Below are 19,710 nucleotides of genomic sequence, written 5' to 3' on the forward strand. Positions count from 1 at the left end.
TCCTTCATGATGCAGGATGGGGCGCGTTGTCGGCCATCTGCTGCTGCCGATGCCGCGCCATTTGAATCAGTTCGCGCTCGTCTTCATTGACCAGCTCCCCTTCATCGAGCAGCAGCTGACCGGCCACCCAGACGTGTGACACCTGCCGACTGTTTACAGCATAGACAAGTGCCGATTCAGGATGATGAACGGGCTGGCTTTCCAGACTGTCAAGATTTACGGCAATCAGATCGGCTGCCATGCCCGGCTGGATGCTGCCGACCCGGTCAGCCATGTCCAGGGCACGGGCACCCTCGATGGTGGCCATGGCCAGCGCTGCCATGGCCGGAAGCGAGGCCGCGTCGCCACTGACTCCCTTGGCCAGCAGGGCGGCATGACGCATCTCGTCGAACATGTCGAGATCGTTGTTGCTGCAGGCGCCATCGGTCCCCAGTGCCACATTGATGCCCGCTTCAAGCAGGCGAGTAACCGGGCAGAAGCCACTGGCAAGCTTGAGATTCGACTGGGGGCAGTGGATAACAGAGGCGCCACTGTCGGCAACCTGCCGGATCTCGGCTTCCGTCAGCTGGGTCATGTGAACCGCCTGAAAGCCGTTATCAAGCAACCCGGCATCATGCAGCCGTTGCAGCGGACGTATCTCGGCCGAGTCCACTTCGTCCCGGGTTTCATGAACATGCATCTGTATCGGCAGCCCCAGTCGGTCACGTGCCTGACGCAACTGGCGCAGGCTCTCGTCGCTCACCGTATAGGGCGCATGGGGCCCGAGGGTAATGGAAATGCGCTCGTGATGGCGATAGCGTTCCAGCAGCGCCGCACTCTTGTCGAGTCCCGCTTTAAAACCCTCCGACCAGGGGGTGGGGAAATCAATCAGGGGAGTACAGAGCTGGGCCCTGATGCCCGATCGGTTGACCACCTCGGCAGCGGCTTCCGGCGCCAGATACATGTCGGAAAAAAGGGTGGTACCCGAGCGCAGCATTTCGGCGATGGCCAGCCGAGTGCCGTCAGCAACGAATTCGGGCTGCATGAAAGCAGCTTCGGCGGGCCAGATGTGTTCCTTCAGCCAGGTCATGAGGGGAAGATCATCCGCATACCCCCGCATCATGCTCATGCCGGCATGATTGTGGGCATTGACCAGCCCCGGCAGCAGCGCATGCTGTTCCAGCCGAAGGGTCCGACCGGCTTGTACCCGGGTCCTGGCTTCATCAATGGGCCACACGCCCTGAATGATACCATCGGATATGGCAATGGCCTGCCACTCTTTCACCGGCCATCCTGCGGTCATGGGCAGCAGCCAGCGACACTCTATAAGCAGATCGGCAGAGACGGACTGAGTAGCAGGCATGTAAAACTCCCTGGAAATTCGGCTATCCTAACTTGGTAACCGCATGTCGTCAGTGAATGACGTATCCGGGCGGTACCCTTTTTATACCGTTATCTTCTTTCAAGAAAAACAAATAACACAGGTATAAACGGAAACTGGATACAAAACACCACAAATTGCCGGACTGAAACTGCTTTTCAAGCAGTAACCATCGACGTTTCAATACCACGATAGACGTACACCACGCTGAAAAAGGACTCAGGGAATGATTCGTAAGGCCGTATTGCCTGTTGCAGGTTTTGGAACACGCTGTCTGCCAGCTTCCAAGGCCATTCCCAAGGAAATGATCACGATCGTTGACAAGCCGGTCATCCAGTACGTTGTTCAGGAAGCGGTAGCTGCCGGCATCAAGGAGATCGTACTGGTCACCCATTCATCCAAGTCGGCGATCGAGAACCACTTCGACAAGCATTACGAACTTGAATCCCAGCTGGAAGCCAAGGGCAAGGACGAGCTGCTGAGTGAAATCCGGGACATCATCCCCGAAGACGTTTCAATCATCAGTGTACGTCAGCATGAAGCACTGGGTCTGGGGCATGCCGTGATGTGTGCTCGCCCCGTGCTGGGCGACAACGAGCCCTTCGCGGTACTGCTGCCTGATGTGCTCGTCGATGCCGACGGTCTGGAGCAGAATGACCTGGCAGGCATGATCAAGGCCTATGACGACACCGGTCATGCCCAGATCATGGTCGAGGATGTGCCGCGTGAAGTTGCCTACAAGTACGGTATCGTGGCACTCGAGGGAGAAACGCCCGAAGCAGGCAAGAGTGCTCGTATCACCGGCATGGTCGAGAAGCCGGGCAAGGGCGAGGAGCCTTCTACCCTGGCCGTGATCGGACGCTACCTGCTGCCCGGTCGGATCTTCCCGCTGCTGGCCGAGACCACCCCGGGTGCCGGTAACGAAATCCAGCTCACCGATGCCATCGACAAGCTGCGTGAAGAGCAGGATGTGGCCGCCTATCGCATGAAGGGCGATACCTACGACTGCGGGCACCAGCTCGGTTACCTGGAAGCCACGATCTCGTTCGCCAAGCGTCATCCCAAGTTCGGTGAAGGGTTCCGTGAGCTGCTGCAACGCTACAGTGGCGAGGCCTGAGCATGCAGGTTGTCGTTCATGGTAGTGAACTGAGTGCGGCCACGGCAGCGGCCGCTCTTTCAACCGTGGGCCACCAGGTTTACTGGTGGCCTCATCCTGCCCAGCCCTGGTCGCAGCTGCGTGAATCGGACTGGCTCAGAAGTGAACCGGGGCTGGCCGATCAGCTCCAGCAGAACATTGCCGCAGAATCCCTGCAGCTCTGTGATTCCCAGCGTTCACTGCCTGCTGCCGATATCTACTGGCTCGGGCTCTCGGCCGATCAGCGCCATGATGCCGATCAGTGGGTCGAAAGCACGCTGGGCAAGGAATCGCACGATTTCGTGCTGGTGAATAACAGCACCTTCCCCATCGGGCATACCGAAAAGCTTGAAGAGCTGATGCGACGCGAGCGTCAGGTGGCCGTGGCACTGCCCGACATGCTCGAGGAGGGCAGGGCGCTGGGCATGTTCATGCGCCCCGAGCGCTGGATGCTGGGCAGCGAGAACGAGTGGGCGGAGCGTCAGATCCGTGAACTGCTGCGCGCCTTCAATCGCCGCGAGGATGTTTTCCAGCTGATGCCCCGGCGGGCTGCCGAGCTGACCAAGCTGGCCATTATCGGCATGCTGGCCACTCGGGTGAGCTACATGAACGAGCTGGCCGATATGGCGGATCACCTGGGTGTTGATGTCGAAATGGTGCGTCAGGGCATGGGGGCCGATCGGCGCATCGGGCATGAGTATCTCTATCCCGGCAGCGGCTTTGGTGGCCCGAGCTTTGCGCGCAACCTTTACCGGCTCTCCCGGATCGGGGAACAGAGCGACCGTGATTCGGCACTGCTCAAGCAGGTCATCGAGGTCAACACGCAGAAGCAGGAGACCCTGTTTCGCAAGCTCTGGCAGCATCATGACGGTCGGATCGGGAATCTGACGGTGGCCATCTGGGGCGCTGCGTTCAAACCCAATACCGCAAGAATCGATCAGGCTCCCGTACTGCGGCTGATCGAAGCACTGTGGGCTCAGAATGTGCATGTCCGGGTCCATGATCCAGCGGCACTGCCATCACTGGCACGCTATTACGGCGAGCACCCGCTGCTGACTCTGGTCGATGATGCCTACAAGGCCTGCGAGGGTGCAGATGCCCTGATGCTGGCCACCGAATGGAAGTGTTACTGGAACCCCGATTGGCGCCGTCTGGCGACGCTGCTGAACAATCCGCTGATTCTGGATGGCCGCAATATCTATGATCCCGCGTTCGTGGCCGGTCACGGACTGACCTATCGGGGCGTTGGCCGACAGGCCGACCCCGGCTCCGGCATCGATACCGAATAGGCAGTCCTTGCTTCATGTGAAGGGTGGTGAAGGTCAAAGAGGATCGATACGATAAATCGGTCCTCTTTTTTTGATTCACGAGGCGTGATTCTGTTCTGCAAAATCCCAGTTGGCCAGCTGCCAGAACCCCTGCACGTACTTGTAGCGATCCATGCGGTAGTCGAGATAATAGGCATGCTCCCACATGTCGATCACCAGCAGGGGGATCAGACCGCGCATCAGGGGAGAGCTGGCATCGCTGATATTGACGATATCCAGCTGGGTGTCGGGCCGCCGGACCAGCCACGTCCAGCCTGACTGGAAATGGGCCAGCGCACTGCGCTCGAAGATCTCCTGAAAGTTGTCGAAACTTCCCCATTGTCGGTCGATCGTTTCGGCCAGCCGCCCGCCGGGTGTTCCGCCTCCCCAGGGGGAAAGGCACTGCCACAGGAAGGCATGGTTCCAGGCCTGAGCGGCACAGGCCTGCACCTCGCCCTTGCCGGTCTGCATCAGTGCTTCGAGGGACTGGTGTTCCGTCGGCTTCCCTGCAGTCAGTTGATTGAGTCGTCGCAGCAGCTGGCGATGATAGAGTTCATGATGACTGTGCAGGTTTTCCTTTGAAATGCAGGGCTGCAATGCATCGTAAGCGTAGGGCAGTGGGGGAAGCTCGAACGCCACTGAGATCTCCGGCAGATGATAAACAAGGGAGTCGAAACGACCAGGTAGTAGCCGAGCCCAGCATATCAGGCTGCCGGGTCGAATGAACGCGCCCCGGCGTGCAGGCTGTATGCCATGTTGTCACGGGTTGTATCCCGGCACATGAGCGAACCGGGCTGGTCTCGAAGGTGGATTGCATCGTAGCATCTGGCCTGTAAGTGCCGATGGTCACTGCTCATGAGGCGCATTGCAGCGCGAATCCGGATCCGGAAATCCCATGTCTGATGACAGCTATCGTAACCCGCGGGCCATTGTCCCCGATCAGGAAGACCAATTGACAAGCCATCACTCCGAATCGGCGCGATACGGTCGACAGCGCATGTCTGCATCACGGCGACGGCCGCTCTGGCCCCTGTATCTGCTGATCCTGCTGCTGGCGCTGGCATTATGCGGCAGTATCTATATGGACTGGCAGGCACGTCAGCAGCTGCAGGACAGGCTGCATCACCAGGCCGGTACTCGCGCTGACCTTGATCAGCAGTTGAATCAGCTGACGCAGCAGGTCAAACAGCAGCGCCAGCAGCTGTCCAATCTCTCAGCGGCACTGCAGTCACGGCCCGAAGTAGCCCCCGAGGAGCTGCAACGCCTGCAGCAGGCCGGCACCCGGCGCGACGACACGCTTCAATCCCTGCAGCAATCCCAGCAGGCGCTGGACAAGAGCATTGCACAGCTGCGCCAGATCATGACGGGAAGACAGGAGGGCGTTCAGAAGCGTTTCAACGACCTGCAGGAGGGCATTTCGCAACTCTCCGAGGCGGCTTCCAGCCGCGATCAGCGACTGGATACCCTGAACGAGCGCCTGGGGCAGCAGCAATCGGCTCTCGAGCAGCTTGATCAGGAGTCATCACAACTGTCGACACTATCGGATCAGGTCAGCCAGCTTTCAGAGCGTAACCGAGAATTGAATCGGCAGATTGAGGGTCTGAAGCAGCGTCAGACTTCGCTTGAGGCGACTCAGGCCTCCATTCAGGATCTGATCAACAGCAGCGAAGTGGAATAGAAGCGGGAGAATGACATGAATGTGTGCTTGCCGACAGGAATGTCCCTGTGATTTTGCCGGTTACCGCTCGCAGAATTCCATTGATTCGCTCATGCAACAGCATCCGTTTGAAACAGAGGCCATTCTCGCAGCAGTGCACCCTGGCTGCGCTGGGCACGCTGATGAGTCTGCTGCCGGCGCAGGCGCTGGCCATTGAAGCCTCCGTCAGTGGTGTGTCGGGGGAGTTGAGCAGCAACGTGACCACCTGGCTGCAACCGGTGACGATTCCGAAAGGGGCGGAGACCGAGAGTTATGCCCCGGATGTGCGTCACCGGGTGACCGAGGCCCTTCGTGCGCTGGGGTACTATAACGCCGAAATTGCGCTGGCCTTCCGCAATCGGCAGCATGTTGATGTCACCATCAGGCGTGGCAAGCCGGTGCGCGTCAGGTCGCTTGATATCCGGATTCTGGGTGACGCTTCCACGGACGAAGCCTTTCAACAGGCGGTCGACAACAGTGCCCTGAGCCGCATGAAGGGCAAGGCACTGCATCATGCCGACTATGAAGCCCTGAAGTCACAACTGAGCTCACTGGCCCTGCAGAAGGGGTATTTCGATGCCGGCTACCGCGCCAGCCGCATCGAAGTTCGGCCCTGGGAGAACAGTGCCCGCATAACGCTGGTGTTCGACAGTGGCAGGCGCTACCGTTTCGGCCAGATCCAGTTCTCGGGAAGCCAGATTCGCACCAGCCGACTGCGCAACATGGCCCCCTTTGAGCCCGGCGACTTTTACGATGCCGGCAAGCTGGCCACTTATAACCAGCGCCTGAGCGCCTCGAACTGGTTTCGCAGTATCGGTGTGCAGCCACAGGTCGATCAGACCGGCAGGCAGGCGCCTTCCGGAGATGCTGAAGTAGCCGATCGTGCAGCTACCGGGAGATCGTCTGCGCGACGTGCTGACGGGCCGCCGGCGGATGGAGGGGGCGCAAGGCGCAACGAACCATCGCCGGCGTCCGATGTCTACCATGAGGTGGCCGCACAACAGCCACGGCAGGTGCCGATCAATGTGAATGTCATTCCGGCCGATCGCTACCAGTTCGAAACCGGTATCGGGTATGCCACCGACATAGGCCCCAGACTGCGCTTCTCGATGGATATGCCGTGGCTGAACGATCATGGCGACAGTCTGGTCAACGACCTGATCCTGTCCGGCCCGGAGCAGGAGTTCAGCGGCAAGTACAACATGCCACTGTCCAACCCCGAGCGTGGCAACTACAACATCCAGTACGGTTTCAGCAAAACCGACCAGGATACCAGTGATACCAACAGCTTCGAGAGTTCGGTGCAGTTCGGGCGGCAGTGGAACTTCGAAAACGACTGGACCCAGAACGCCTATCTTCGTACAACCTACGAGGATTTCAAACAGGGCAATGACAGTGGTACGGCGCTGCTGTTCGTACCCGGCATGAGCTGGAGCCATTCCCACACCGATGATCCTACCTTTCCGATGCATGGCAACCGCCAGGATCTTCTGATCGAGGTGTCGGACAAGCGCTGGGGGTCTGACGTTACCTTTGCCCGGACGCGTCTTGATGCCCAGTGGATCGACAGCATCGGCCGCAACAACCGTTTCGTGGTTCGCGGTTCGGCAGGCGCGACCGCCACTTCCGAGTTCCATCAGATGCCACCGTCGTTGCGCTTCTTTACCGGCGGGGATCGTAGCGTGCGGGGCTACTCCTACGAGAGCCTGTCGCCCGAGGACAGTGATGGTGATCAGCTCGGTGGGCGCCAGCTGCTGGTCGGTTCGCTCGAGTACCAGCGCCGTATCGTCGGCCAGTGGTGGGGCGCTACCTTCCTTGATGCAGGTAACGCCTTCAATGACTGGTGGCCCGAATCGCTGAAAAAGAGTGTCGGCGCCGGTGTGCGATGGATTTCACCGGTGGGGCCGATTCGACTGGACATCGCCCATCCGCTTGATGACGAGGAGGAGTCTTGGCGTCTGCATTTCGGCATCGGGCCAGAGTTCTGATGTGGCTACCGCGTTTCATCTTCTGGCTGGTGGCATGGCTGATCGCCGTCGTCATGATCGTATCGGGTCTGGCGCTCTCGCCATGGGGCACCCACTGGCTGCTTGATCAGGCCCAGTCACGCGATCTTGTCCGTTTCGATAGCGTTACGGGGGCCCCGCTGGATGATTTTCACATCCGTGGTCTGCATATCGCACTGCCCAGCCTGACGCTGGACGCTGCAGAGTTCGAACTGAGCTGGGCCAGTGATTGCCTCTATCGGGGGCGACTGTGCATTGATCAGCTTCAGACCAGAGGGGTTCGGGTCAAGCTGCACCAGAGCACGCAGCAGACGCCGCCCGAATCACCGGAAGCAGGCAGTGGCATGCCGCAGATTGCCACGCCTGTGCCGATTGAATTGCGTCATCTGGCGCTGGATGACGTGGCGGTTGTGCTGCCGGATGGCACCCGTGCGGGCTGGCAGAGCCTGCACGGCTCTGCCAGTTTCAGTGGCAACCAGCTGATGCTGGGCAGTACCCGCTGGCAGTCGCCCTGGGTCAGGCTACCGACGATTGCCACGCTGGATATTCCCGATCCGCTGGCCGGCGATGTGGACGTGCGTACGGCACGCCGGGTGACTGACCCCGATATCGTGACGCTGAAGGCCATCGAAGCGGCTCGTGAGGTGGGAGCTTCATCGTCCGATGGTCGGAGCGGTGGCATGATCGACCAGCTGGCCGAGCAGGCGGCACGTGCTTCGATCATCGAGCAGAGTGCACTGGCGCCGGGGATAATCGATCTGGAGACCTCTGAGGGGAGTCGATCGGCTACCCCGGAGAGTCCACTGCTGGCTGCCCTGCTGAAAGGCCAGGGGCCGGCCAACCCGCTGGCAGCCCTGATCGGACAGACCGATGAGCAGGGCCGGGTCGTCATGCCGACGGTTCATCTGCCCCTCGATGTCGAAATTCCCGATTTCGTCATCAATGATTTTCGCCTCACTGGCAGCACGCCGCTGCAGGTTGATCAGCTGCGTCTGTCAGCCCGTGCCCGGGATGATCATGTCGAGCTCTCCGAGCTGAGCATCGATTCTCCTGATGGCCGAGTGCGGCTGTCGGCGGCCGCTACCCTGTCGCAGGACTATCCACTCTCCCTGTCACTGGATGCCGATGTTCAGCGGGGCCCACTTGGCCGGGAGCAGGTCGCGCTCCGCGTGGATGGCTCGCTGAGTCAGCTGGCGCTGCAGCTCAAGGCCTCCGGGAGTATCAAAGCGACCCTGAACGCCAGCGCCGATGTACTGGCCCGCGAACTGCCACTGGAGCTGCATCTGGATTCGCCAGCGCTGCGCTGGCCCCTCGAGGGCAGTGACGCCACGGCCTATCAGCTGCGTGATCTCGATTTCGATGTGACCGGCAGCCTTGCCGATTACCAGCTGCAATTGAGCACCCGGGCACGCGGGCCAGCCTTCCACCCCCTGCAGCTCGCCCTGCAGGGCACGGGAGACATACGGCACTTTCAGTGGTCGACGCTGCGAGTGACCACGAGCCGCGGCGGGACGCTGAGCAGTAACGGCACGCTCAGCTGGGCACCGGATATCAAGGCCCGGCTTGAGCTGGCACTCGATCAGTTCCGTCTGCAGGAGGTAACCGATCAGGTCACGGGCACGCTCAATGGCAAACTCGCCGGGCGCTTTGAGAAATCCGGCAGTGACTGGTCGCTGGCTGTGCCGAATCTGGCCATCACGGGCACGCTGCAGGATCGCCAGCTGTCACTGCAGGCCCGGCTGGACGGTAACAGCGATATGGTCTGGCATATCCGACAGCTGGACCTGCGCCAGGGCCGCAACCGTATTCGGGCCAGTGGCGAGGTGACGGATCGCCTCGCGCTCGGTGCCGAGATCGATGCCCCACAGCTGCACACCATTCTGCCCCAGCTGGGCGGCAGCCTGAGCGGTCGCCTGCGACTGGATGGGACGCTCGAACAGCCCGATGCCGAGATTGACCTGAACGGTCGCAACGTTCACTACGCTGCCAATCGCGTCGGACAGCTTTCATTGCAGGCCGAGAGCAGCGGGCTTGAGGACCCTCGCGTTGATCTGGAGCTGGAGGCCAGTGCCATTGAAGCGGCCGGCCAGCAGATTCAACAACTGGGTGTGACACTGACCGGACGGCTCAGTCAGCATCAGCTGACGCTGGAGGCGGCCGGGGGGGAAGCCCTGCCGCTGCGAGAGGCGAGGTTGGCACTGAATGGCGGCTTTGACCGTGCCACGCAGCGTTACCGGGGGCAACTGACACGTCTGTCCGCGGACACTCGTCAGGCCGGTCTGCTGACGCTGGATGAGGCACTGGCATTCAGCGCCGATGCAGGTGCCGGTCGGATCACGGCGCAGCCGTTCTGCATTGTCCGCCAGCAGGGAGGGCGTCTGTGCTCGACCCGTGAGCTGCAGGCCAGTGCCGAGTCGGGCGAGGCGGCGCTTGCGCTGCAGGACATGCCTCTGGCACCGATCAACGAGTATCTGCCGGAACCATGGCAGCTCAGTGGCAGCAGCGATGCAAACCTCAATGCCGACTGGTCACAGGGAGGGGCACAGTGGCAGGCCGACCTGCAGCTGAACGGCAATGCTGCCATACAGGGCAGAGACGCCCGGGGTAACCCGCTCTCACTGCCACGGCTCGATCTGACCCTCGAAGCACAGGCTTCGCCCGATGCTGCCGAAGCACAGCTCGATCTGGCACTCAATGATGCCGGCACGCTACGTCTGCAGGCCCGGGTCGACAATCCGCTGGGCGACCGTCGGATCAGTGGTCGCCTGCAGGTCAATGATGTGATCCTGTCGCCCTATCGACCGCTGGCTGCGGGGCTGGAGCAGCTCAACGGTGCACTTGACGGTGATATCTCCCTCTCGGGGACCCTGCGCCAGCCGCTGCTGAATGGTAACCTGGTGCTTTCGAATGTACGTGCCAGTGGATCACAGCTTCCCGTCAGTCTGAATGACGCCCGGGTAGCACTGAACCTTCAGGGCAGTCAGGGGGCGCTCGAAGGGTATCTTGATGCCGGAGAGGCTCGCTGGACGCTGGCAGGTAACGCCAGCTGGCCCACCACCGCAGAGTGGCAGGCGCAGCTGGCGCTGAATGGCGGCAACTCCCCGCTTCAGATCGCGTTGCCGGAATATGGCCGGCTGCGGGTGGCGCCGCGCATCAATATCGCCGCTGACCCATCACGGCTCGACATCGGCGGGCGCATTCGGGTCCCATGGGCAAGGCTTGAAATCAGTCAGGTGCCGGCTTCGGCGATCAAGCCATCCTCCGATGCGGTCATCATTACGCGTGAAGAGGATGAGGCCGCCCGTCGCGGGGCAACCGGTGAAAACTCCGAAACGCCGGATTGGGCCACCACCGGCGCCCAGTCGCTGGAAGAGGCCGGCATGGCCGTCAACATCGATGTCGGCGTGGTCATCGGCGATGACGTCCATCTGGAGGCCTATGGTCTGGAAACCAATCTGGAAGGCACACTCAATGTGCGGCAGAATGCCGGAGCACTGCAGGTGTTCGGCGATGTCTCGCTGGTTGATGGCCGCTTCCGTTCCTTCAGTCAGGACCTGGTGATCCGTCAGGGCAAGGTCATCTTCAGTGGCCCGCCAGCACAGCCCTATCTGCAGTTCGAGGCCATTCGCAATCCGGAAAACACCGAGGACGATGTGATTGCCGGGCTTCGTGTCAACGGTGCGGCCACGGCCCCCGAGCTGCAGATCTTCTCCGAGCCGGCCATGGACGAATCCAGCGCGCTTTCGTACCTGCTGCGGGGGCGAGCGCCCGATGCCGAAGGAGGTTCCAGCAGCGATGCCCTGACCTCGGCACTGGTAGGACTGTCACTCTCGCGCAGTGGCAGGGCCATCGGTGCGCTGGGGGAAACCTTCGGCGTGCAGGACCTCTCGCTGGAGAGCAGTGGCAGCGGTGAAGACAGCCAGGTGATGGTCAGTGGTTATCTCTTTGACCGTCTCCGGATCAGCTATGGGGTGGGACTGTTTTCGCCCATTGCCGAGCTGACCCTGCGCTACAAGCTGGTACAGGATCTATATCTGCAGGCAGTCTCCGGGGCCAACCAGGCACTGGACCTTTTGTATACCTTCAGCCTCGGACATACCAGGGCGCGGGATATTCGACAACCTAACCACCAGGATTAGTCATTCTCCGGGAGGACCGAGTTATGCTGGGAAGAGAAAACACTCGATTGCCCGATGCCGATCAGGCACTTCCGGGCCGTGAACGGCCGGTCGAGATCAGCGGCGAACATCATGTCACGGGGCACGCCATCGTGCCGCCGTTCCCTGATGGCAGCGAGGAACTGGTGCTGGGCATGGGCTGCTTCTGGGGCGCCGAACGGTTGTTCTGGTCGCTCCCCGGAGTGCATGCCACTGCCGCGGGTTATGCCGGTGGTACCACGCCCAACCCCACCTACGAAGAGGTCTGCTCGGGCAGGACCGGGCATGCCGAAGTCGTGCGTATCATCTATGACCCGACCGTCATCGGTACCCCGGAGCTGTTGCGCCTGTTCTGGGAGTCGCATGATCCGACCCAGGGCATGCGTCAGGGCAATGATGTCGGCAGCCAGTACCGTTCGATGATCCTGACCACCAGCCCGGCCCAGCGTCAGCTGGTTGAACAGAGCCGGGATGAATACGCTCGGGCGCTTGAAGCCAGTGGTCGCGGCCCCGTCACCACCGAAATTGTCGATCTCGGCAGCTTCTATTACGCGGAGGAGTATCACCAGCAGTATCTGAGCAAGAATCCCGCCGGCTATTGCGGGCTGCGCGGCACCGGGGTCAGCTGCCCGATCTTCTGAATGGCGGCTGGGCTCGAGGAGTCCGCTCAGGCGCGGGGCATGCTGCGATCCAGCGCGGTCAGGGAGGGGACGCAGGACCAGGCCTTGAGCTGCTCGCTCACGCGCCGGGCCAGCCACGATCGCAGCAGGCCGCCGCGCCGCTCCACGAAGCCGACATGACCACCATGCTCGGCTATTTCGACCCGCACGCAGGTGGATGGCGTGGGCAGGCGGGTAAACATCTGGCGTGGCATGAAGGGATCATCCTCGGCATGCAGAACCAGGGTCGGCAGCTCGATCCGATCAAGCCAGCGTCCGGCCGAAGCCCGCTGATAGTAATCGGTGGCTGATTCAAAACCGTTCAGCGGGGCCGTGATCTCATTGTCCCACGCCCAGAAGGTATCCAGGCGGCGATGCCTGGAGTTGGCCAGCTCGACCGGAGAGGATTGGCTCGGTTCGAGAGACGTCAGCCTGTGCCTCAGTCTCGCCAGCATATGACGCTGATAGACCCGGGCAAAACCGATGTTCAGGGCATCGGCGGAGGCAGCCAGATCGAGGGGTGGGCAAATGGCAATGGCGCCCGCCAGATCCAGCCCATCGCCTCCCTGTTCGCCTGCCAGTTTCAGCAGCATGTTGCCACCCAGTGAAACGCCGATGGCGATCTTGAGTGCATTCGGATAGCGCCTGGCCAGCTGACTGATGACCCAGTAGGCGTCGGCTGTTTCACCGGCATGATACGTGCGAGGTCCGCGGTGGGGGACCTTGCCGCATCCCCGGAAATGCATGAGTACGGCGCGCCAGCCCATGCGGGTAACGCTCGACAACAGGGCCCGAATACGCGGAGAGCGTACCGAGGACGCCAGCCCGTGGAAGATGATGCAGATCGGTGCATGCGGGTCTGGCGGGGCAGGCAGCGCCCAGCTCAGTTCGACGAAGTCGCCGTCGGGCAGATTGATCAGCTCGGTTTCACTGCGCAGTGAGGCGCGCGGCATCAGCTGCGGCAGCAGGGTCTGAACATGCGGGTTGCTCAGACCATGAGGGGCGTGAAAATCGGCAGTGAACAGCATGTGGAATCCGGACGACTCTTCAGAGTACCCGATTGCGAAAGGACCCGAACGATTTATTCGTCATGCACCAGCCATGACAGCGATAACGCCTTCCGTTATCGCTGTCCGGCGCTCATGAATCAAGCCTGCCTTTGGTGAAGATCACTCGGTCAGACTCTCGATCTGCCACAACCGTGCCGCCTGCTGCTGATCATGCACGCTGCATTCCAGATCGTGAATGGAGCCATCCGCCAGGCTGTAGCACCAGCCGTGTACAGCGACCGACTGGCCTCGCTGCCAGGCACGCTGCAGGATGCGGGTAGAACACAGGCTGTGTACCTGGGCCTTGACGTTCAGTTCGCACATGCGATCGATACGCTCGTTCATGGGCAGCGGTGACAGCTGTTCATGATGGCGATGGTACAGCGCCCGTATCGAATGCAGCCAGTAGTCCACCAGGCCGTTATCCTGGTCATCGTCGGCCAGCGCGGCCCTTACGCCACCACAGCCGTAATGACCCACGATCATGATGTGACGGACCTTCAGCACATCAACGGCAAACTCCACCACGGAGAGGGCGTTCATGTCATTGTGGTGCAGAATGTTGGCGACATTGCGATGCACGAAGACCTCACCCGGTGGGAGGTCAATGATCTGGTTGGCCGGTACCCGACTGTCGGAGCAGCCGATCCAGAGATAGTCGGGGTTCTGCTGGCTCGACAGGCGACTGAAGAATTCGGGATCTTCGGCCTGCATGGCCTCGGACCAGCGGCGGTTCTGATCCAGCAGCTGTTGGATATCAGGGTCGTCGGAATGATGCATGGGACTGGAACTGTGCTCCGCTACGGCATATGACGTCAGCTACTATCATCCGACCGCATCGATGCGTCAAGGCTGCTCCCGCAACGCGGTGTGCCCTGATAAAATGGTTGTATTGTATTTTGTCTCCGTTTTTGAACGCGACGGAGGCACATCTGTCCATGACTGCATTCAATTTATAGCGGGAGATCAGCGTGTCGGATCATGATTTCGATCTGTTTGTCATCGGTGCGGGCTCCGGAGGAGTGCGTGCAGCCAGAACGGCGGCGCAGCGTGGCAGGCGTGTTGCCATTGCCGAGGATCGCAATCTGGGGGGCACCTGCGTCAATGTCGGCTGTGTCCCCAAGAAGCTGTACTCGCATGCTGCCCATTTTGCCGATGCTTTTCATGACAGCGCCGGCTTCGGCTGGCAGTTCGAGCAGCCCCCGAGCTTCCACTGGCCCACCCTGCGGGATAACAAGACCCGGGAGATCGAGCGTCTCAATGGCATCTACGAGAAACTGCTGGTCAATGCCGATGTCGAGCTGCTCCGGGGGCGGGCACAGATCGTCGGTGCACATGAGGTAGAGGTCAACGGCCAGCGCTACAGTGCCGAGCGGATCCTGATCGCCACCGGTGGCCAGCCCTGGATTCCGGAATTCGAAGGCCGCGATCATCTGCTGGATTCCGATCGCATCTTCAATCTCGAGCAATTCCCCAGGCGGTTTCTGGTGATGGGCGGCGGCTACATTGCTGTCGAGTTTGCCAGCATCTTCAACGGCCTCGGTGCCGAAACCCACCTGGCCTATCGCGGGCCGCTGTTCCTGCGTGGTTTCGATTACGAAATCCGCGAGTTCACCCGCGATGAAATGCTCAAGAAGGGCGTCAACCTGCACTTCGAGACCACCATCGAGCAGGTAGTGGCGCGTGATGATGTCTATGACGTGACGCTCAGCAATGGCGAAACCCTGGAGGTGGATGTCGTGCTCGGGGCCACGGGGCGCCGGCCGCGCTTCAACGGCCTCGGGCTGGAAAATGTCGAGGTGGAGTTCGAAACCAACGGCAAGCTGAAGATCGACGATCATTATCGGACCGCCACGCCCTCGATTCTGGCACTGGGCGATATTACCGAAGGGCCGGAGCTGACGCCGGTGGCGCTCGAGGACGCCATGCGTCTGGTCGAGCTGCATTTCGGGTCCGGGGAAGCCGAGCCCATCGACTATGACAGCGTCGCCACGGCGGTCTTCTGTCATCCCAACATTGGCACGGTAGGGCTGAGCGAAGAAGAAGCGCGTGAACAGCATGAGCAGATCCGCGTCTACACCACCAACTTCCGACCCATGCGCCACACCCTGTCCGGTAGCGATGAGCGCTGCCTGATGAAACTGGTGGTGGATGAGTCCAGTGACCGCGTGCTGGGGGCGCACATGGTCGGCGAGGAGGCCGGCGAGCTCATCCAGGGACTGGCCATTGCCGTGCGTGCCGGACTGACCAAGCGCGACTTCGATGCCACGGTGGGGGTTCATCCTACCAGTGCCGAGGAGTTCGTGACCCTGCGACAGGTCACCCGTACCTGACCCTCGCTGGATCGAACCCCGTGACAAGCAAGGCAGGGCGCATGGCGCCCTGCCTTTTTTGATGCCGAGTCATCGACCTGACACATGATGCCTGAATGATGTGCAGATCATGCGGGTTGCGCCACCCGGAAACGACTATAGTGTCATGTGGCCGGTCATTGAAAAGACTGTCCTGACAAAGTCTGCCAGAGCCTTTTATAAACATGCGTTATAAATTTCGCGGGTTCTGATAAGGCAGGGGTTTGCGCAATGTTCCGGGCGTTGTTATGGTTACTTACTAATTCGCCGATAGCGAAATGTTCATGAGTACACCCAATCAGACATTTACATCGTCCTCGGAGATGGCTCACCAGGTCATGGCCGAGTCCATGGTAGAGGGCGATATCCCGCTGTTCATCCGACCTCCCAGCACGGATGATGGCTGGGGCATTTATGAACTGATCAAGTCCTGCCCACCGCTGGACGTCAATTCGACCTATGCCTATCTGCTACTGGCCACCCAGTTCCGTGATCGCTGTGCAGTGGCCACCACCTCCGATGGTGAAATCGTCGGTTTTGTTTCCGGTTACGTCAAAACCAATGCACCGGATACCTATTTCCTGTGGCAGGTCGCCGTGGGTGAAAAGGCACGCGGCAAGGGCATGGCGCGGCGTCTGGTAGAGGCCGTACTCAAGCGCGAGCATCAGGCCGATGTGCGTCACCTCGAAACCACCATTACTCCGGATAACGAAGCTTCATGGGGACTGTTTCGCCGTCTTGCCACACGCTGGCAGGCGCCGCTCAACAGCCGGGAGTATTTCTCGGAAGAGCAGCTCGGGGGCGAGCACGATCCGGAGAATCTGGTCCGTATCGGGCCTTTCGATCCCCAAAACATCTGAAAACGGGAGCAGTGCGTCAATGGATACCCAGTTTTTCGAACATATTGAATCCGAGGTTCGTACCTATTCCCGATCCTTTCCGACCATCTTCGACCAGGCCAGGGGTGCCAAACTCTGGACCACGAATGGTACCGAGTACATTGACTTTCTCGCCGGCGCCGGCACGCTCAACTACGGTCACAACAATCCCAACCTGAAGGGCAAGCTGCTGGAGTACATCGAGCACGACGGTATTGTCCATGGGCTCGATTTCTGGACGGACGCCAAGCAGGATTTCTATCGGACCCTGGAGCGGCTGATCCTCGAGCCGCGTGGCCTGGATTACAAGATCCAGCTGCCGGGGCCGACGGGCACCAATGCGGTCGAAGCCGCCATTCGGCTGGCGCGCAAGGTCACCGGTCGCCACAACATTCTCTCCTTCACCAATGGCTTCCATGGGGTCACCATGGGCGCACTGGCTACCACCGGCAACGCCAAGTTCCGCAACAATCTTGGCGTGCCGGCGGTAGGGGCCCAGTTCATGCCTTATGACGGCTACATGGGCGAGGGCGTTGATACGCTCGATTACGTCGAGAAGGCGCTTGATGACGGCTCCAGCGGGCTGGATTATCCGGCTGCCGTGATCGTCGAGGTGGTGCAGGGCGAGGGCGGTATCAATACGGCGTCCAATGCCTGGCTCAAGCGGCTGTACGACATCTGCAAGCAGCGCGATATCCTGTTCATCGCCGATGATATCCAGGCAGGCTGCGGGCGGACCGGCAAGTTCTTCAGCTTCGAACATGCCGGCATCAAGCCGGACATGGTCACCAACTCGAAATCGCTCTCCGGCTACGGGTTGCCGTTTGCCATGCTGCTGATGCGGCGTGACCTGGATATCTGGCAGCCCGGCCAGTACAACGGCACCTTCCGGGGGCACAATCTGGCCATGGTGACTGCGGCCGAGGCGCTGCGCCAGTACTGGCGTACCGACGAATTCGAACGTGAAGTGCAGCGCAAGGGCGAGATCGTGCGCGAACGCTTTGCGCAAATGGCGGAGACCCTCAACCAGGCTGGGCACAATGCCAGCGAGCGTGGCCGTGGCCTGATGCGCGGGCTGGATGTCGATGATGGTGCACTGGCTGATCGCATCACCCATGGCGCCTTCGAGCGCGGACTGGTGATCGAGACCAGCGGGCAGGCCGGCGAAGTGGTCAAGTGTCTCTGCCCCCTGACCATTACCGATGAAGAGCTCAATACCGGCCTTGATATGCTCGAAGCCAGCGTCCGGGAAGTGGTCGCCGGCTGAGAAGGCAGGTAATTTCGGGCTGTTGAAGTGCCGGTCGCGCCCGGCACTTTTTTTCTGTTCGCAGCCAACCTGCGAACCTTTCATTCATGCAGTGATCGAGGAAGCAACATGATCGTGCGCAATCTGGAAGAGTGCCGCAAGACGGACCGTTTCGTCGAGGCAGAAAACGGTAACTGGGACAGTACCCGTCTGATGCTGGCCGATGACAACTGCGGCTTTTCCTTCAATATCACCCGGATTCATCCCGGCACCGAAACACATATCTATTACAAGCACCATATCGAAGCGGTTTTCTGCTATGAAGGCGAGGGTGAAGTGGAAACCATCGCCGATGGCAAGAAATACACCATTCGTGCCGGTGACATGTACCTGCTCGATCAGCATGACGAGCACTGGCTGCGCGGCAAGGAGCAGGGCATGACGGTGGCCTGTGTGTTCAATCCGGCGCTGACCGGTCGTGAAGTCCACCAGGCAGACGGCTCCTACGCACCGCCGCAGGATTGATCCGGCAAGCTTGCGAGGTCACGAATCAGGCCGCTTTCATGCGGCCTGATGTCGTCATGACAGGTCAGTTGCCGGGGGTGATCTGATGATCATCTTCATCGGCAAGGAATCCCGACATTTCCTGCTGAATGGTTTCACGCAGTTCGATCAGCCGCACGGCATAGTCGCGCATCGCCTGTTCCCGCTCGGTTCGCGGCTCCCAGCTCGGTACTTCAATCTTGTTGCCGTCTTCATCCAGCGCCACGAATACCACGATACAGTGTGTCGTCAGGCGGCTTTTGGCGCCACGTGGATTGCGTGCCCGTACATCGACACCGATATGCATGCTGCTGCGGCCGGTATAAAGAAGCTGGGCATGAACGTCGACAACATCACCGATGGCAATGGGGGAAAGAAAGCGAATGCCGCTGACATAAACGGTGACGCAGTAATGGCCGCTCCAGCCCGAGGCGCAGGTATAGCCGGCGTGATCAATCCAGCGCATGACGGTACCGCCGTGGACCTTGCCACCGAAATTGACTTCATTCGGTTCGGCAAGAAAGCGGAGAGTGATTTCATGGGAGGCTTCATCATTCCGCGACATACGGTTGCTCCTTGCGGGGTGATTAAACCTTCAGGGTAGATCATGGCTTCAGCGACACCGTAGCCGTGAACCGTGACGTGACAATGCTGGCAATCAGCGCCACACTACTCAATTTAACATAATATATATTATACGAAATAAAGGTTGGGGTTCGCGCTGGGCCCGATATTCCGGCTCATCACGAGCAGGATGTCGTTTCGAGCGCATCGAAGCCGGCGAATGGCTCCTGTATGATGAATCGCATCTTCGCCGCACAGGTAACGGGCGGCCATCTGCGATGAGTGACTATGAGCGATACGGATACCCTGGTTCGAGTGGCCGAGCAGCGTTGCCAGGCCAACGGCACCCGTTTTACGCCGATCCGGCGACGTGTCTTCGAGCTGATCAGCGAGAGCCCGGGCGGCCTCAAGGCCTACGAGCTGCTTGATCAGCTCTCCAGCGAGCACGCCTCCGCCCGTCCTCCCACTGTCTATCGGGCGCTCGAGTTTCTGAGCGAGCAGGGTCTGGTTCATCGGGTTGAATCGCGCAACGCCTATATCGCCTGCCCCTGCCCCGAGCACAGCCGCGGTTTTCAGCTGATGATCTGCCGCAACTGCGGCCGCGTGGAAGAACTGCACGAACAGGAGGTGGTCGATCTGCTCGAACGGATTGCCTCCCGCTACGCCTTTCGAATCGAGCGCCAGACCATCGAACTGTCGGGGCTGTGTCATGAGTGCCGGGATTGAGACCGCAAGTGCCGGATGCTGGGCACGCCCGCT

General features: G+C 60.4%; 16 protein-coding genes. 11 read left to right on the forward strand and 5 right to left on the reverse strand.

The features are described 5' to 3' along the window. Positions 1-4: 4 nt before the first annotated feature. The gene (locus tag C7446_RS05575) at positions 5-1,342 is read right to left on the reverse strand and encodes a TRZ/ATZ family hydrolase (protein ID WP_121172112.1); all 1,338 of its coding nucleotides are present in this window, start codon (positions 1,340-1,342) and stop codon (positions 5-7) included. Positions 1,343-1,586: 244 nt separating this feature from the next. On the opposite strand from C7446_RS05575, the gene galU reads away from it, so the two are divergent. Beyond that, the gene (gene galU / locus C7446_RS05580) at positions 1,587-2,477 is read left to right on the forward strand and encodes a UTP--glucose-1-phosphate uridylyltransferase GalU (RefSeq protein WP_121172113.1); all 891 of its coding nucleotides are present in this window, start codon (positions 1,587-1,589) and stop codon (positions 2,475-2,477) included. Positions 2,478-2,479: 2 nt separating this feature from the next. After that, complete coding sequence (locus C7446_RS05585; protein ID WP_121172114.1) at positions 2,480-3,784, forward strand: nucleotide sugar dehydrogenase; 1,305 nt, start codon at positions 2,480-2,482, stop codon at positions 3,782-3,784. Positions 3,785-3,859: 75 nt separating this feature from the next. Here the strand turns inward: C7446_RS05585 and C7446_RS05590 are convergent, their stop codons facing one another. Beyond that, positions 3,860-4,441, reverse strand: a complete 582-nt coding sequence (locus tag C7446_RS05590) for a superoxide dismutase (RefSeq protein ID WP_121172115.1) — start codon at positions 4,439-4,441, stop codon at positions 3,860-3,862. A gap of 256 nt (positions 4,442-4,697) precedes the next feature. Here C7446_RS05590 and C7446_RS05595 point away from each other — a divergent pair, with 256 nt between their 5' ends. The 4 genes from C7446_RS05595 (at position 4,698) to msrA (ending at position 12,302) form a co-directional block, all read left to right on the forward strand. After that, positions 4,698-5,480 carry an SH3 domain-containing protein gene (locus C7446_RS05595; protein ID WP_147408729.1) on the forward strand — a complete coding sequence of 261 codons (783 nt, stop codon included), beginning with the start codon at positions 4,698-4,700 and terminating at the stop codon, positions 5,478-5,480. Between the two features lie 107 nt (positions 5,481-5,587). Beyond that, positions 5,588-7,486, forward strand: coding sequence for an autotransporter assembly complex protein TamA (gene tamA / locus C7446_RS05600; protein ID WP_245977712.1), 1,899 nt, complete (start codon positions 5,588-5,590; stop codon positions 7,484-7,486). After that, positions 7,486-11,643, forward strand: a complete 4,158-nt coding sequence (gene tamB, locus C7446_RS05605) for an autotransporter assembly complex protein TamB (protein ID WP_121172118.1) — start codon at positions 7,486-7,488, stop codon at positions 11,641-11,643. Before tamA ends, tamB begins: the two co-directional genes overlap by 1 nt. A gap of 23 nt (positions 11,644-11,666) precedes the next feature. Then, on the forward strand, positions 11,667-12,302 hold the full coding sequence (gene msrA / locus C7446_RS05610; RefSeq protein WP_121172119.1) for a peptide-methionine (S)-S-oxide reductase MsrA: 636 nt from the start codon (positions 11,667-11,669) through the stop codon (positions 12,300-12,302). 26 nt (positions 12,303-12,328) lie between these two features. On the opposite strand, the gene C7446_RS05615 is transcribed toward msrA, so the two are convergent. After that, positions 12,329-13,348, reverse strand: a complete 1,020-nt coding sequence (locus C7446_RS05615; protein WP_121172120.1) for a hydrolase — start codon at positions 13,346-13,348, stop codon at positions 12,329-12,331. 141 nt (positions 13,349-13,489) lie between these two features. Further along, on the reverse strand, positions 13,490-14,149 hold the full coding sequence (gene can, locus C7446_RS05620) for a carbonate dehydratase (RefSeq protein WP_121172121.1): 660 nt from the start codon (positions 14,147-14,149) through the stop codon (positions 13,490-13,492). 191 nt (positions 14,150-14,340) lie between these two features. Between can and gorA the strand changes: the two genes are divergently transcribed. From gorA to C7446_RS05640, 4 genes are all read left to right on the forward strand, one after another. After that, complete coding sequence (gene gorA / locus C7446_RS05625) at positions 14,341-15,702, forward strand: glutathione-disulfide reductase (protein WP_121172122.1); 1,362 nt, start codon at positions 14,341-14,343, stop codon at positions 15,700-15,702. A 302-nt stretch (positions 15,703-16,004) separates the two neighbouring features. Continuing rightward, complete coding sequence (ectA, locus tag C7446_RS05630; protein WP_121172350.1) at positions 16,005-16,580, forward strand: diaminobutyrate acetyltransferase; 576 nt, start codon at positions 16,005-16,007, stop codon at positions 16,578-16,580. 19 nt (positions 16,581-16,599) lie between these two features. Then, positions 16,600-17,865, forward strand: coding sequence for a diaminobutyrate--2-oxoglutarate transaminase (gene ectB, locus C7446_RS05635; RefSeq protein WP_121172123.1), 1,266 nt, complete (start codon positions 16,600-16,602; stop codon positions 17,863-17,865). A gap of 108 nt (positions 17,866-17,973) precedes the next feature. After that, entirely contained in the window at positions 17,974-18,369 is a 396-nt protein-coding gene (locus tag C7446_RS05640; RefSeq protein WP_121172124.1) for an ectoine synthase, read from the forward strand. 64 nt (positions 18,370-18,433) lie between these two features. On the opposite strand, the gene C7446_RS05645 is transcribed toward C7446_RS05640, so the two are convergent. Further along, positions 18,434-18,952 (reverse strand): acyl-CoA thioesterase, encoded by a 519-nt coding sequence (locus C7446_RS05645; protein WP_121172125.1) that lies wholly within the window; start codon positions 18,950-18,952, stop codon positions 18,434-18,436. Positions 18,953-19,239: 287 nt separating this feature from the next. On the opposite strand from C7446_RS05645, the gene C7446_RS05650 reads away from it, so the two are divergent. Beyond that, the gene (locus C7446_RS05650) at positions 19,240-19,677 is read left to right on the forward strand and encodes a Fur family transcriptional regulator (RefSeq protein ID WP_121172126.1); all 438 of its coding nucleotides are present in this window, start codon (positions 19,240-19,242) and stop codon (positions 19,675-19,677) included. Positions 19,678-19,710: the final 33 nt, after the last annotated feature.

This window comes from Kushneria sinocarnis, assembly GCF_003633775.1.
Lineage (GTDB): Bacteria > Pseudomonadota > Gammaproteobacteria > Pseudomonadales > Halomonadaceae > Kushneria > Kushneria sinocarnis.